Annotated in this window: 16 protein-coding genes; 11 read left to right on the forward strand and 5 right to left on the reverse strand. The window is 43.8% G+C overall.

The window, feature by feature from the left end:
* The first annotated feature begins 178 nt into the window (after positions 1-178).
* From Q4592_RS12990 to Q4592_RS13030, 9 genes are all read left to right on the forward strand, one after another.
* Positions 179-1450, forward strand: a complete 1272-nt coding sequence (locus Q4592_RS12990; protein ID WP_303513740.1) for a chloride channel protein — start codon at positions 179-181, stop codon at positions 1448-1450.
* A gap of 419 nt (positions 1451-1869) precedes the next feature.
* Positions 1870-2415, forward strand: coding sequence for a hypothetical protein (locus Q4592_RS12995; RefSeq protein ID WP_303513742.1), 546 nt, complete (start codon positions 1870-1872; stop codon positions 2413-2415).
* Between the two features lie 407 nt (positions 2416-2822).
* Positions 2823-3974 (forward strand): methionine adenosyltransferase, encoded by a 1152-nt coding sequence (metK, locus tag Q4592_RS13000; RefSeq protein ID WP_137675313.1) that lies wholly within the window; start codon positions 2823-2825, stop codon positions 3972-3974.
* A 116-nt stretch (positions 3975-4090) separates the two neighbouring features.
* Positions 4091-4561, forward strand: coding sequence for a SprT family zinc-dependent metalloprotease (locus tag Q4592_RS13005; RefSeq protein ID WP_303513743.1), 471 nt, complete (start codon positions 4091-4093; stop codon positions 4559-4561).
* 121 nt (positions 4562-4682) lie between these two features.
* Positions 4683-5414: a 16S rRNA (uracil(1498)-N(3))-methyltransferase gene (rsmE, locus tag Q4592_RS13010; RefSeq protein WP_303513744.1), complete on the forward strand. Its 732-nt coding sequence runs from the start codon at positions 4683-4685 to the stop codon at positions 5412-5414.
* The gene (gene gshB / locus Q4592_RS13015) at positions 5415-6371 is read left to right on the forward strand and encodes a glutathione synthase (protein WP_137675310.1); all 957 of its coding nucleotides are present in this window, start codon (positions 5415-5417) and stop codon (positions 6369-6371) included.
* A 27-nt stretch (positions 6372-6398) separates the two neighbouring features.
* Positions 6399-6962: a YqgE/AlgH family protein gene (locus Q4592_RS13020; protein ID WP_303513748.1), complete on the forward strand. Its 564-nt coding sequence runs from the start codon at positions 6399-6401 to the stop codon at positions 6960-6962.
* Positions 6963-7056: 94 nt separating this feature from the next.
* Positions 7057-7485 carry a Holliday junction resolvase RuvX gene (gene ruvX, locus Q4592_RS13025; protein ID WP_303513750.1) on the forward strand — a complete coding sequence of 143 codons (429 nt, stop codon included), beginning with the start codon at positions 7057-7059 and terminating at the stop codon, positions 7483-7485.
* Between the two features lie 65 nt (positions 7486-7550).
* Positions 7551-8795 carry a DUF3592 domain-containing protein gene (locus tag Q4592_RS13030; protein ID WP_303513753.1) on the forward strand — a complete coding sequence of 415 codons (1245 nt, stop codon included), beginning with the start codon at positions 7551-7553 and terminating at the stop codon, positions 8793-8795.
* Between the two features lie 59 nt (positions 8796-8854).
* Here Q4592_RS13030 and Q4592_RS13035 read toward each other — a convergent pair whose 3' ends face one another.
* A complete protein-coding gene (locus tag Q4592_RS13035) occupies positions 8855-10264 on the reverse strand; it encodes a sodium:alanine symporter family protein (protein ID WP_303513756.1) in 1410 nt (469 codons plus the stop codon).
* Between the two features lie 305 nt (positions 10265-10569).
* Here Q4592_RS13035 and Q4592_RS13040 point away from each other — a divergent pair, with 305 nt between their 5' ends.
* A complete protein-coding gene (locus Q4592_RS13040; protein ID WP_137673748.1) occupies positions 10570-10737 on the forward strand; it encodes a DUF3545 family protein in 168 nt (55 codons plus the stop codon).
* 49 nt (positions 10738-10786) lie between these two features.
* Here the strand turns inward: Q4592_RS13040 and Q4592_RS13045 are convergent, their stop codons facing one another.
* Positions 10787-11338 (reverse strand): hemerythrin domain-containing protein, encoded by a 552-nt coding sequence (locus tag Q4592_RS13045; RefSeq protein WP_303513759.1) that lies wholly within the window; start codon positions 11336-11338, stop codon positions 10787-10789.
* Between the two features lie 429 nt (positions 11339-11767).
* On the opposite strand from Q4592_RS13045, the gene grcA reads away from it, so the two are divergent.
* Positions 11768-12148, forward strand: a complete 381-nt coding sequence (gene grcA, locus Q4592_RS13050; protein ID WP_303513762.1) for an autonomous glycyl radical cofactor GrcA — start codon at positions 11768-11770, stop codon at positions 12146-12148.
* Between the two features lie 73 nt (positions 12149-12221).
* Here the strand turns inward: grcA and tesB are convergent, their stop codons facing one another.
* The 3 genes from tesB to thrB form a co-directional block, all read right to left on the reverse strand.
* A complete protein-coding gene (gene tesB, locus Q4592_RS13055) occupies positions 12222-13082 on the reverse strand; it encodes an acyl-CoA thioesterase II (RefSeq protein WP_137673745.1) in 861 nt (286 codons plus the stop codon).
* A 252-nt stretch (positions 13083-13334) separates the two neighbouring features.
* Entirely contained in the window at positions 13335-14612 is a 1278-nt protein-coding gene (thrC, locus tag Q4592_RS13060; protein WP_303513764.1) for a threonine synthase, read from the reverse strand.
* Positions 14609-15574, reverse strand: coding sequence for a homoserine kinase (gene thrB, locus Q4592_RS13065; RefSeq protein WP_137673742.1), 966 nt, complete (start codon positions 15572-15574; stop codon positions 14609-14611). The genes thrC and thrB overlap by 4 nt, the downstream gene beginning before the upstream one ends.

Here is a 15574-nt window from a genome sequence, read left to right on the forward strand (position 1 = left end):
GGTGTCGAGAGGCGCGTATTGTCACAAAGTCAACGGTGTTACTCAATAAATATCTAAAAAGAATAACCAGATTTATTAAAAAACTCTGCTAATTGCTTAAGCAAACTCATATTTACAGCTGACAAGGACGTGATAAAGTCTTGATATAAGAAATATTGAGGGACGGTAAACCAACTAGATGGCAAATAATTTTGCATTTCGCAGCCGCAGTTTTTTTGTTTACCTGTTCATTGGTTTGTTCTCTAGTGGTATTGCCTTGCTATTTAGCGACCTTGCCCACCTTAATCCTAATTTTTTGCTTAATCAGCCCCTTCCCCCATACTCGCTTCCTTTACTCGCAGCCTTAAGCATCTTGTTGCTTGAACGGCTGTTTGCTAACTACAAACAAGTGGGTTTAATTTTTGTGGTTAAAGCCTACCATTTTGATGAAGGGCAACTTCATTGGGGCAATTTAGCTTATCAATTCGCTGTGGGACTAATACTTACTTGGGGCGGTTTCGCTGTTGGCGTAGTTGGGCCTGCTTGTTACCTTACCGCGGTAGTGGCCAGTAATCTCTCTCACGCAGCTCGCCTTACTCAAGGACAAATTCGCTTAAGTGTCGCGTGCGGCACAGCCGCCGCAGTAGCCGCCTTATTTAATGCTCCACTGGCAGGAACCGTTATCGCTTACGAGTTAGTGATGCGCCGCTTTAACTGGCGGTCAATTGCTACCATTGCAATATGCGCCTATACCGCTAGCGTTGTTTCCGATTTACATGGTGGCAGTATGTTAAGCATCGACCTCCCCGACCAATCTTTTACTTGGGCGGGGCTGCCTCAATTTGCGTTGCTTGGCATGTTGTGTGGTTTATTTGCCACTTTATTGGTGCGAGCGATTCGTTCTATTCCAACACTTAAGCGCAGTTATGCAGTGGCTATCGCTGCAGGTATCACTGCCTTAGCGGGAGTAATTAATCCACACTGGTTAGGTTTAGAGCCCATTACTCCAAATGGCTTATTGAGCTGGGAATTAGCCTTAACTGAGCAACACCTGTGGTTGCTTGCCAGAATAGTACTCACCACAGTAGCCTTAGCCTTTGCCTTGCCAGGTGGTAGCTTAGGGCCCATGTTAGTGATTGGTGGCATTTTAGGTAGCATTATCGGTAATGTAATTCCTAATGCCCCCAACTCGATGCTTGTTATCGTTGGCATGGGCGCAATGTTTGGTGCTGTTTTTCGCACTCCTTGGGCCGCATTCTTACTCATTACCGAACAAACCTTGCAAGTAGAGATTGTACTGCCGGCCGTTGTGGCCTGTTTGTGTGCCAGCGCTGTTGCCAAGTATCTATTCCGTTCGCCTAGTTTGATCGAGCAACAATTACTTAATGCCCAGATCCGCTTAATCAATAGCCCAGTACTGGTAAAAGAAGAAAACAAAACCTTAAACAACGAACAAATACAACAACACTAAATCGAATTGACGACTGTTTATGTGCCGATGCGATCGTCAATATATCTTCATCTTAGCAGCCTACTCGCTAATTTAATCAAGCAATAAGAGCTCAACGCTCAAATCTGCGTAAGCATCAGCCCAGTGCGACGTCGGAAATAAAACCAACCTCCGACAATTCAATAGAGTTGTAATTAATACATAGCTATGAAGAAAGCTGTATAAACGGATAATCCCTTGTTAAGCAAGATAACGCTTTGCCTCTAAAGTATTGATTTAACCTATACAATCGTCTCAACCAGCAACTATTCACTTAAATATTTGGTTTATTTAAAAATGAGAGCGCTATCACAGTAAATTACTGTGGGCTTACGGCTTAGAGTGATCTACTATGCCAGAGATATTAATAGTGGCTTTGTATTTATAGAGGGAAATTTTTTATGCGCCGCCTAGTTGTACTGTTAATAATGGCTATGTTACCTAGCCAAGTTTTAGCTTCAGTCAATACCGAAACCACCACTTTCCGCCCTAATAGTCGGGTTATAGAAAGTTTCACCGATAAGTATGGTGTCAGCACTAAACAAATACCTAGCCTCAAAAAATTTGATGCTGGCCAATACTTCTACTCGCAACGTCTTGAGTACTATGAATTCATTTGGTCATGTAAAGAATACGGTGATAATGGCCAATGCCTAGATTTAGTGCGTAGCCCTCGCCCCCCCTTACGTTTAGTGTCTTTTGTGCATGACCGTAATGACGAAAGTAAGATCCAAGCTGATTTGGTGATGATTTATAACCAGCAGAACGAAAAGAAAATTGAGCTCATCAATCTCAGTAAGGACAAATCTGCGCGTAGCAAATATCAGGTTTCTACCTTACCAATATTGTTAGTGGTACGTGGCGATAAAGAAATTGCGCGAAAAACTGGACTAGAAACCCGGCAGAATATGAGCAACTGGATTAAGCATGAACTCAGCAAGCCTTGATAAAGCTGCTTGATTCAAGCTGTAAACACATAGCCGCACCTGAGGCGGCTAGGTTATCTTTATGCACTAGCGACAATCACCACTTGTTTAGTTTCTTACTAAGCCATAAAGAAGCATTGTAATTCCCCCTTTCAGATATATCACCAGCCCGAATTGAACATATTTAAGCCCACCAGTTAACCCCTTATTCTTAAGATAGAATAGTGGGTGAACGTTAAATAAACGCCTGCCAGGCATCCTGTCAGCGCTATCCAGCACTAAGCAAAACAAATCAATACAACAAAACTAATCCACTAAGGTGAATTTTTTTCATTAATAAGCGCTAGCAAATCTGTAAACCCTCACTTAGAATAGACGTCCAGATGGTAAAACATCCATACGTATATAATCATTTACGAGATATAAACATGGCTACTCATTTATTTACTTCAGAATCAGTGTCTGAAGGGCATCCAGATAAAATTGCAGATCAAATCTCTGACGCAGTATTAGACGCAATCTTAGAGCAAGACCCTAAGGCACGTGTAGCCTGTGAAACTTACGTAAAAACCGGCATGGTAATGGTTGGCGGCGAAATTAACACCTCAGCTTGGGTTGATATTGAAGAGATTACTCGCTCAACCGTGCGCGACATTGGTTACACTCACTCAGACATGGGCTTTGATGCTGATTCTTGTGCGGTACTCAACGTTGTAGGCAAGCAAAGCCCAGACATTAACCAAGGTGTTGACCGCTCTCGCCCAGAAGAACAAGGCGCTGGCGACCAAGGTTTAATGTTTGGTTACGCCACCAACGAAACCGACGTATTAATGCCAGCTCCTATTACCTACTCGCATCTATTGGTTAAGCGCCAAGCAGAAGTACGTAAAAATGGCACTTTAGATTGGTTACGCCCAGATGCAAAATCGCAAGTCACCTTTGCTTACGAAAACGGCATCATCACTGGCGTTGACGCGGTCGTGTTATCTACTCAGCATTGTGACAGCATTTCTACTGCCGATTTACGTGAAGCAGTAATGGAAGAAATCATTAAGCCAGTATTGCCAGCGCAATGGTTAAATGAAAATACCCAATACCATATAAACCCAACTGGTCGTTTTGTAATTGGTGGCCCAATGGGTGACTGTGGTTTAACCGGTCGTAAAATTATTGTAGATACCTACGGCGGCATGGCGCGTCATGGCGGCGGTGCATTCTCTGGTAAAGATCCTTCAAAAGTAGACCGTAGTGCCGCTTATGCTGGTCGTTATGTAGCTAAGAACATTGTGGCTGCAGGTTTAGCAGACCGCTGTGAAATTCAAGTGTCTTACGCCATTGGTGTTGCAGAGCCTACCTCAATTAGCATTGAAACCTTTGGTACAGGCAAAATTGCCGACGACAAATTGGTTGCATTAGTACGCAAACACTTCGATCTACGCCCTTACGGTATTCTAAGCATGTTAGATTTGGAGCGTCCGATCTACAAAGCAACTGCGGCTTACGGCCACTTTGGTCGTGAAGAATTCCCTTGGGAAGCGACCGATAAAGCAGAGTTACTAAAGAGCGAAGCTGGCCTTTAAACCAGAGGTAAACTCGCCAAGCTAAGCCGAAAGCGTATAATCCTTGATTATCCTTTCGGCTTTTTTGATCGTTAAACATTACTGACCATTTAACACTATGGAGAACTCAAGTTAGCGTGCAACGCCTAAACCAAACCGTAGAAGATTGCTTTATCCAAGCTGAGACTTTTTTTGAGCGAACATTTACCCGCCCAGAAATACTGTTATCGGCGCGTAATAGCAAAGTGGCAGGCAGTGCTAACTTAAGCCGCTGGCGTTTGCGCTTTAATGCCCACTTTTATCAGCAACAACCTGAACACTTTCTAGCACAAACAGTTCCTCATGAAGTCGCTCATATCATCTGCCATGCGGTGTATGGCCGAGTAAAACCACACGGTAAAGAGTGGCAAGCCATTATGTTAAACGTATTTAACTGCCCGCCGCACACCACGCATAACTACTCGCTTGAAAGCATAAAAATCAACAGCGTTGAATACCGCTGTGCGTGCCAAAGTCACCTGCTCAGCATCCGTCGCCACAACAAGGTACTTAAAGGCGCGAGCTATCAATGCCGCACCTGCAGACAGGTTCTTCAAATAAGTCAGTGAAGAGAGGTGCCTTATCCTTCCCAGATTCATAGAGTTGCTGGGAATAAACCAGCAATAGGTTTATTCTTTAGCAGTAAAACCAACCATTTTTCTTGCTAGATTACGGAGCCACCTTCTTACCATGCGCATTCCTCGTATTTATCAGCCTCAATCGCTCGCGCTACATCAACTCACAGAGTTAGATGAAGAAGCCGCTAATCATGTGGGCCGAGTATTAAGAATGGAAGCAGGTCAACAACTTGAGCTATTTAATAGCGATGGTAACAACTACCCAGCCATCATTGAGAGCAGCAGCAAAAAGCATGTGTCTGTAAAAATTACTGAAGTGCATGTCAATGATTCTGAATCACCGCTAGATATTCATCTAGGCCAAGTTATTTCTCGTGGTGATCGCATGGAATTCACCATTCAAAAATCTGTAGAGCTAGGCGTAAACAAAATTACCCCTCTCACCAGCGAGCGCTGTGGCGTAAAACTGAATCAAGAACGGTTCGAGAAAAAACGCCAGCAATGGCAAAAAATTGCAATCGCTGCCTGCGAGCAATCAGGCAGAAGCATCGTGCCTGAAGTAGCACCACTGCAAAGTTTAGAGCAATGGGCTAGCGAGACCTCATCAGCAATGAAGTTGAATTTGCATCCAAAGGCCCCATATAGCATTAAGACCCTGCCTACTCCTGAAAATGGAGTACGCTTACTAATTGGGCCAGAAGGCGGCTTAAGTGCTCAAGAAATTGAAGTATGTAATCAATACCAATTTCAAGAGACCATTTTAGGCCCCCGTGTATTGCGCACAGAAACCGCCGCATTAACGGCAATCACCGCTTTGCAATGTCAATTTGGAGACTTAGCATAAATGAGTATTAAACTCGGTATCGTGATGGACCCCATCGCCAACATTAACATTAAAAAAGACTCAAGCTTTGCCATGTTGATGGAAGCGCAAAAGCGCGGCTACGAAATTTACTACATGGAAATGCAAGATCTTTACTTAGATGGCGGCCGTGCAGCGGCCAATATGCGCCCACTTGCGGTACAAGAGAATCCTCAATCTTGGTACGAACTTGGCAGCCAAGTAGACCAGAGCCTCAGTGAGCTCGACGTGATACTGATGCGTAAAGATCCGCCTTTTGATACTGAGTTTATTTACGCCACCTACATACTAGAGCGCGCAGAAGCTGAAGGCAGTTTAATTATTAACAAGCCACAAAGCCTACGTGACGCCAACGAAAAGCTGTTTACCGCATGGTTCTCTGAATTTACGCCAACCACCTTAGTTAGCAGTGATATGCCGCGCCTTAAAGCGTTCCATCAACAACATAAAGACGTCATTATGAAGCCGCTAGACGGCATGGGTGGCGCGTCTATATTCCGCCTAAAAGATGGCGATCCTAATGTAGGCGTAATCTTAGAAACCCTCACCAATCACGGTCAAGAATATTGCATGGCGCAAAAGTTCATTCCCGAGATTGTGGATGGTGATAAGCGTATTTTGATTGTAGACGGCGAACCAATGCCTTATTGCTTAGCGCGCATTCCCTCTAAAGGAGAAACTCGCGGTAACTTAGCAGCAGGAGGCCGTGGTGTTGCACAACCGCTGTCCGAAAGCGATTGGAACATTGCCAACTCAATTGGCCCATCTCTTAAAGAAAAGGGTTTAGTCTTTGTGGGCTTAGACGTGATTGGCGATAAAGTCACCGAAATTAACGTTACCAGTCCAACCTGTATTAAAGAGATTGAAGCCGCCTACGATATATCTATCACAGGTAAGTTAATGGATGCGATTGAAGCTAGACTTAAAGCATCAACCTAGACAGTAGTAAGGTTTAATTTGGAAGCAATGAATACCCTGCAAAATCAGTTTTTAATCGCCATGCCGAGCCTGAACGACCCGTTCTTTAAGCGCTCGGTAGTTTACCTCTGCGAGCACAACGATGAAGGCGCTATGGGCCTAGTCATCAATGTTCCTGTCGATTTATCGGTAGAGTCCTTGCTAGAGCAAATAGAATTGCAAGATCAAGTAGAGATGATCCGCCAAGATTTAGATAAACCGGTTTACCAAGGTGGACCAGTAGCTCAAGAACGCGGTTTTGTTTTGCACTCGCCAGTTAAAGGCTTTAGCAGTAGCTTAGAAATAAGCGATGAACTGATGGTGACCACCTCAAAAGATGTGCTCGATACCCTAGGCACAGATTCTCAACCCAGTGAATACATTGTTACCTTAGGTTACGCCAGCTGGGAAGCGGGTCAGTTAGAGCAAGAGATTGCCGAAAATTCTTGGCTAACCCTGCCCGCCAGTACCGATATCATTTTTAAGACACCAAGCCATAAGCGCTGGGAGGCCGCGGCTAATCACTTAGGTATTGATATCTGGCAACTATCTAGCCAAGTGGGGCACGCGTAATGAATGCAAAACCGCAGTGTTCTTGCAAGCTTCTCAGTACTGCTTGTCTAGAATCATGGCAGCCTTCTAACATTAAACCACTAGGTCGAAGATAATGGCGCGCGAAGGAGAACGTTCAGTACTGGCATTTGATTTTGGAACCAAAAGCATTGGTGTAGCCATTGGCCAAGAGCTCACTGGCAGCGCTAAACCATTAACCGCAATCAAAGCTCAAGATGGGATCCCTTCCTGGCCCCTATTAGAAAAGCTACTGGAACAATGGCAGCCCGATTTATTAGTGATTGGTTTACCGCTGAATATGGACGGTACCGAGCAAGATATTACCAGCCGCGCTAAAAAATTCGCCAACCGCTTACACGGCCGCTTTGGCTATCAAATTGCGATGCAAGACGAGCGACTAACCACAGTAGATGCCAAAGAAAAGTTATTTGAATTAGGTGGCTATAAAGCCCTTGAAAAAGGTGCGGTAGACAGCCTAGCAGCCGCCCTTATCTTTGAAAGCTGGTGCGCTGAGCAATATTAAGGTTTCCCCCGTATTTACTATCAATAGATACTAAATGGATTTGGTATCGGATCTAGGAATAGCAAATGAACGCAACACAGAGACAAGGAAGTCTTAAACAACTCGGGAAAAAAGCCGCAATGCTTTTTTGGTTAGTTAGTGCCTGCTTGGCTTATTTAACCGGTCATTTATTCGCGAGCAACTATAGCTATATCAATTATAGCCAAGTTCTGACTGCAGAGGTCACCCAAAAGTCCTCTTACACCAGTAATACCAGCAGCTCATCTCAGTCAAGAGCATTACACCTAAACATTATTTACCAGTTCGAAAATCCAAGTGTAGCGGGTAAGTTAGAGCGAGAGTTAGAGCTAGCACCTTTGGTATACGGACAAATGCGTCAAGGTGATGCAATAGCCATTTATTACAACCCCGCTATGTCACCAAAATCACGGATTGCTCACCCAGTGCAAGTTTGGTTTACGACTGTACTTAGCTTAGTGATATTTATGTTTTCTGTACTAGTTTCTTTCATCGTCACCAAACACAGCGTGCTTGACCAGCAAGGTAGCAAAAAGTTTGCATACTGGATGTTGCTGATACTCTGCTCGCCAATTGCAGTAAACCAACTATTAATGAAGCAGCACAATAAACAACTCGCTAGCGAATTAGCTTCAGAGCAATCTTGGCCGAGCTGGCCAGAATTTGAAGAGGCAGTACCTAAGCCGGCATGGTGGAGCGAGGTTCCTATAAAATACTTCGACCCAATGAGTTATACCAGCGAAGAATACCAAAGCTATGTGGAGCAAAACAAAGGGTCTGATAAACACTTACGCCGTTTTAAAGTTGCTTACGTTTTTATGCTACTGCATCAAGATGACCCCTTACAACAAGGGTGGGATTTAGCGAGAGGAACAACACGAGAATTCATGCCTTTATATGAGTTTTTCTTGGAACACTATATGACAAGCCAGTGGGATGGAGATTGTTATAGCAACGTTTGCAACGACGCCACTCAAATGGTTGAAATGGCAGGTGACTTAATCTCCATGAAGCTAGATGAAAACCAAGTGGAATCGTCGCAAGTAATTGCTGAAAATATCATGCAATACAAGTACGCGCGTGGTAACAACCGAGGGAAATACTATTTTCTATCGTCTTATCGACGCTTACTTGAACATACCCACGATCAAGCATATGCCCAAGAAATTCTGAGTGGTTTAGTTTCTGAATGTCTTGTCGAAGCGCAAGGCTTGAACAATCCAAGCTTATTAAGAAAATGGCAAAAATTTTGGACGACGAGTCAGCGAGAAGTCGGCATGTTCAGCAGCTAATTTTTAATCAAAAAAGCCAACTGATATCAGTTGGCTTTTTACCACGTATAAGTAAGAACTTACTTCTTAGAGCTCGACCAGATTTCTGGATCTATTTGCTGCTTCAGTTCTGGGTAATCGTCGCTGTTAAAAGTAGGCACTTTGCCTGCATCTAATTGGCGGTTATAGTCCTTAGCCAGTTTAACTACTACGCCAGAGAGCATTAAAATAGCCACTAAGTTAACAATTGCCATAAAGCCCATCGATACATCTGCTAGATTCCAAATAATATCAATCTTCACTACCGCACCAAACATCACCATTGAGAGCACTAATAAGCGGAAAATCCATAAACCCGCTTTATGGTTATGCTCGAGGAAAATCAAGTTTGTTTCAGCGTAAGAATAATTACCCACAATAGAAGTGAAGGCAAAGAAGATAATTGCCACGCCAACAAAATAGCTTCCCCACTCACCCACTTGGCCACTAAGTGCTTGTTGGGTTAACGCGATACCATCACCCGTTAATTGCTCATTGTAGCTAAGCAAAATAATGGCTGCTGTCGCGGTACAAATCACTAGAGTATCGATAAACACACCCAACATTTGCACGTAACCTTGCGATGCAGGATGAGGCGGGTAAGGCGTTGCCGTAGCCGCTGCATTTGGTGCACTACCCATACCTGCTTCGTTAGAAAACAAACCGCGCTTAATACCGTTCATCATGGCGGCGCCTAAGGCACCAGCACCTGCTTCTTGAAAGCCAAATGCCGAGCGGAAGATTAAACTAAACACCTCAGGCATTTGTTGAATATTCATCAGCACAACCACTAAGGCCACTAGCACGTAAGCTAAGGCCATAATCGGTACCACTAACTCGGCAAAACGAGCAATACTGCGAATGCCACCAAAGATGATTAATGCAGCTGCAGCCACTAAGATGCCGCCAACCACATATTTTTCAAAGCCAAATGCTTCGTGTAAGGCTGAAGCAATTGAGTTAGCTTGTACCGCGTTAAAGACTAAACCAAACGCTACAATCAAACAGATAGCGAAGATCACGCCCATCCAACGTTTACCTAGGCCCTGCTCCATGTAATAAGAAGGCCCACCCCGGAAGTTACCGTCGCTGTCTTTGATTTTGTAGAGCTGGGCCAAGCTGCTTTCTGCAAAGCTGGTAGCCATGCCTAGCAATGCCACTACCCACATCCAGAACACCGCTCCAGGCCCACCAAGACTAATGGCTAAGGCAACACCAGCTAAATTACCGGTACCGACACGAGCCGCCAGGCTGGTACACAAGGCTTGGAAAGAAGAAATACCGCTAGCATCGCCTTTACGACTCGATTTCATTACTGAAAACATGTGTCCAAAATGACGAAACTGAATAAATTTAGTTCGCACGGTGAATAGAACACCGGTACCCAGCAGCAAATAGATGAGCAAATTGCCCCAAAGTACGTCGTTTAACCAGTTCACAATCTCATTCATGGTTTACATTCACCTTACTTTTGTTGTTCGTTTAAAACCTAGCTTAGGTTTAAATGAGCGCGGAGTTTAGGCGTGAGCAACTAACCATGCTTTGATATATAACAAAAACAAGATAAAAACACGGCCGTATATAAATAAAAGTTATTTATGCTGGTAACTAAGTTACAGACTACATATAAAGCATAGGAAGTTTCACAAAATTTGATGAAAAAGATTGGCCACGGTAACTTTTTTGCAACATTAGTATTTTACTTTTTGTGCACGTGTGGTACTTATTAATTGCAACAACATACAAGGAGATAACCATGGATAGGCTAGACTTGGATACTGTTGAAACAAGTAAATCTTCTCGCAGTTCAAATAAGAAGCGTAAATGGCGTGAAATAGAAGCCATTAAAGATAAGATTCGTTTACAAAAGGAACTACAGTCAATCGACAATAGTTTTGACCTTCAAACTGAATACGAATACTAAATAAAAAAACCCGGCTAAGCCGGGTTTTTTGTTACTGGGTATTTGCTGACTATTCTTGTGGCTCAGATAGCTTAATGCGTTCTGATAGAGCTTTGTATTGCTCTTGCACACGATGACCAAACAATGGATCTTCATAATTGCCGTGCTGCCAACTTTGCTCTATCGCACGCCAATCGTCAGCGGTTAGGTGGCGTTTTAATGCAGGGAAAATCACCTCTTCTTCATAGTTAAGATGTTCCCACTGCGCCTTAATAAAGGCTTCTAACTTGTCACTGAACTGGTCAAGCGGAACCACTGCATCCAGCAAAATAATGTCAAGAATATCACTCAACTCATCAGTCATTTCCAACAGATGTTGGTGTTGCTTTTTCAGTTGGTCGGAAAGGTCATCCTCTACAACACGATACTTAACGTAGTATTCGTAAATTAAATCTTCTTTAGGATGGTGGTAACGATCTGCGTATTCTTGCATGTAGCTAATGATATGAGCGATCAACTTGTACTTAACCGCTTTTTCATTGCGAATGTGAGCCAACTTCTGCTCTAACACCTTCAGCAACTTAGCGATATTTTGATGATCTTGATGAAGACTTTGTAACATTGCTTCTCCTTGGCTAACCAGCACTCTTTAAATCAGTATAAAGGACTCACCGTTGTACTTTAATTGCGCTAGATCGTTTATTAGACAGATTTGCTTTTCGCTCAGTTCACACTTTTTAAGATAAACACCCCAAAATGGGATCACACACAGTTATGTAACCACTAAACCATAAAAAACAAATGCTTGAATAACAAATCGACCACTACTGCTTAGATATTATTCAAACACAGCTTCACCTCCTAGCACAAGCCAATAAACTTACTCTTAACCCTCATCAATAAAATTAATAATAAAATTCAAAAAAAACCCTTTTTTGATTAAGGTCAATTGTAGTATAGTTACAGCAAGTGGCGATAATGATTCGATAAGTGGCTCAAGGATCGCTATATTATGTAATAAAATTACAATTTTTAGCTAATGAGGTATGTTATGACCACAGGTATTCAAATTACTAAAGCAGACAACGACGCACTATTGGGTTCTTTCTGGCTATTAGATAACGAGCAAAGCCAAGCTCGTTGCCTATGTGTAAAAGATGAGCTGTACGCTGAAGATGAAGTGGTAGCTATCGATGCATTGGGTCAAATCGAGTATCGTGAAGTGCCAATGAAAGCACAACCTATTGAAGAAGGTGGCCAACACCTAAACGTGAACGTACTACGTCGCGAAACCCTAGAAGATGCTGTTAAGCACCCAGAAAAGTACCCACAACTAACCATTCGTGTTTCAGGTTATGCGGTACGTTTTAACTCGCTAACGACTGAGCAACAACAGGACGTAATTACACGTACCTTTACTGAATCTTTATAAGCTTCAGTTTCGCTCAATAAAAAAAAGCATGCCTAGGCATGCTTTTTTTAGTTTTAGTACAGGCTAAATAAGCTTAATCACGCTCTCTAATCAACCCTTCTTGAATGGTTGATGCCACCAGCTTACCTTCACGCGTAAAGAACTGCCCTCTCACTAGGCCACGCCCTTGAGAAGCCGCTGGGCTGTCGACAACATACAATAACCACTCGTCTAAGCGAAAATCTTGGTGATACCACATGCTGTGGTCAATAGTGGCAGTTTGTATAGAGGGCTCAATAAACGAGCGACCATGTGGCTGCAAAGCTGTAGGCAAAAAGTTAAAGTCTGAGGCGTAAGCCAGCAAATAACGGTGAATACGGCCATCGTCTGGCATTTGTCCATTTGCTTTAAACCATACGCAACGTTTAGCTTCTAGCTTTTCAGGCTGCAAAGGGTTAACAAAGCTTACCGGGCGCATTTCTAATGGCTTGTCGCAAATAAACTTATCTCGCACCGCATCAGGCAGTTGATCGCGCAATTGAAAAGCATACTCTTGTTCTGACTGCAGCTCTTCCGGTGCGGGCACTTGCGGCATTTCATCTTGGTGTTCAAAGCCAATGGTAGGCTCTTGAAATGAAGCAGTCATATAAAAGATAGGCTTACCAAACTGAATAGCTTTCACTCGGCGAGTAGACATGCTTCGCCCGTCGCGAATACTTTCAATGTCATAAACGATTCGGTGGTTGGGATCGCCGGGGCGTAGAAAGTAAGAGTGAAAAGAATGAACTTGGCGCTTCTCATCTACCGTTTCTTTAGCAGCCGATAACGCCTGCCCCATTACTTGGCCGCCAAACACAGCACCAAAACCTAAATCTTGGCTACAGCCACGAAACAGCCCTTCTTCAATACGCTCTAGGGTAAGCAGCTCAAGTAGATCTTTTAACACTTTACTCATAGTTATTTTGATTTTGTCCTAGCAATCCCTGCAATATGCGCGAGAACGAAACAAAGATCAACTCGGGGTCAAACTAGGCTGCCACTAAAGACCAAACTGATTAACTTTAATTGGCTTGATACTCGCCTCAGCCAACCGCTTGCCATAATAGTTTAGCCGCTTAATCCCCTCGACTTTTCTTACTATCAGCTCAAATAAAAACAGCGCCAAATAAGGCGCTGTTTAGTGCTTCCTGCTTAGCTTAGGCTGAACTTAAATGCTCATAAGCAGTTCACGTAGTTGAGCAAAATCTGCAGGCATTTCTTTAGATAAAAGCGCTAAATCTGCTCGGTCTGCTAACGGCTTAGGTAAACCGATTTCGCGCTCCAATATATCTTCAACGCTTTCTTTAAACTTAGCGGGGTGCGCGGTACATAAGAACAAACCTTGCTCGCCCTCGGCCAATTGCTCGGTTAGCTGTTGGTAAGCAATTGCGCCATGCGGTTCACATACATAGCCTGCGTCATCTAAAGCTTTAACAGCTTCAGCAGTTTGAGCATCGCTCATTACGCCTTTACCTAGGTCACTAAGTGGCCAACCTTTGGTTTTAAACAGCTCTTCTACACGTGGCCAGTTGTTTGGCTGGCTTACGTCCATTGCATTAGATAGCGTAGCTTGAGTAGGCTTTGGCTCCCAATTACCTGAGGCCAAATAGCGCGGTACCGTGTCGTTTGCGTTAGTTGCGGCAATAAAGCGTTTAATTGGCAAACCCATCGCTTTTGCAATCAGGCCAGCTGTTAGGTTACCAAAGTTACCTGACGGCACAGAAACCACTAATTGCTCACGCTGTGCTTTTGACAACTGAGCAGCCGCTTCGAAGTAGTAACATACCTGCGCCACTAAACGGCTAATATTGATTGAGTTCGCAGAGTTTAGACCAATCGCTTGTTTCAGTGCTTCATCGTCAAAAGACTGCTTCACCATGGCTTGGCAAGCATCAAAGTCAGCTTCAACTGCAACAGTGGTAATGTTACCGCCTAAGGTACAGAACAGCTTTTCTTGTAGCGGACTAATTTTACCTTTTGGATAAAGCACCACAACATTGATGTTTTCCATGCCATAAAATGCATGTGCCACCGCAGCGCCAGTATCGCCAGAAGTTGCGGTTAAAATAGTGGTTTTATTGCCATTAGAAAATTTAGCTAAACACTGCGCCATAAAACGGCCACCAAAGTCTTTAAACGCTAAAGTTGGGCCGTGGAATAATTCTAGAGCACTAATTTTATCGCTTACCTTGGCCAAGGGCGCAGGGAAGATAAAAGCCTTAGTGACCATTTCTAGCAATTCTTGCTCAGACAACTCGTTATCTAGCAATGCCGCTAACAACTTTGCACAGCGCGGATGAAAATCCAGATCAAGCAACGCGTCAATATCATCAAAGGCTGGAATATTATCAGGGAAAAACAAACCTTGCTGTTTGCCTAAACCTTGTTTAACCGCTTGAGTAAAGCTAACTTGTTCTTCGTTGTGTTTTAGATTGTATAAGTTCATAGCGACGTTCCTGTTACTCGTGTGCCCTGTTCATCGATTTTACAAACATGGCAAAATCCATCTTCGTTTTGAATAAAGTGTTGTTCTAACCAGCTTTTGGTGCGTTGTGCTTGCTCAAGCACTGGCGTAACAATAAATATTGTTGGTCCAGAGCCAGAAATACCGCTAGCTAAAGCGCCGCTTTGAGCGGCAAAACTGCGTACTTCATCAAAGCCCGGAATAAGTGCCGCGCGATAAGGTTCGGCGATAATATTGTCTTTTAGCAACGTCGCCGCTAGCTCAGGTTGTTTGCTGTAACTAGCATGTACAAATCCGGCTAAATTACGGCCAAACTCTAAGGTATCTTGGCGACGGTATTGCGCAGGTAAAATTGAACGAGCCTGCGCGGTAGAGATATTAATGCCTGGGTAGGCAACAATCCAATACCAATCTTCAAAATGGGGAATCGCTTGGCTAGTGGCGCCTTCTTGCTGCAACATCAGTTGCATGCCGCCCAAGTAACAAGGGGCTACGTTGTCGTAATGCACACTGCCGCTAATCTGCCCTTCTAGCTCGCCCATCATAATAAGCATTTGCTCTTTATCAAAGGGCGTATCAACAAAAGCATTTAAGCCTTCTAAAGCGGCTACCACCGAACAAGCACTAGAGCCTAAACCACTGCCTATTGGCAAGTTTTTCTCTAGGGTCATTTTTACACACGCTAAGGGCTTGCCAACCTGCTCGGCATACTGCTTAGCAAAATAGTGGTAGCAATCGTAAAGAATGTTTTGTTTAGGATCGGCCGGTAGCTTGTGGGCAAAATCACCCACGTTCTCAATGACGACATCATCACCTTCAGCGGCTTCCACCATTACTCTATCCCCCAACAAACGGCCGTCGATTGGAGATAAGGCAGCGCCTAGGGAATCAAAGCCAACACTGACATTGGCCGTTGAGGCTGGAGCATAAACAACAACACTCAT

The organism is Agarivorans sp. 1_MG-2023, from assembly GCF_030548385.1.
Classification (GTDB): domain Bacteria; phylum Pseudomonadota; class Gammaproteobacteria; order Enterobacterales; family Celerinatantimonadaceae; genus Agarivorans.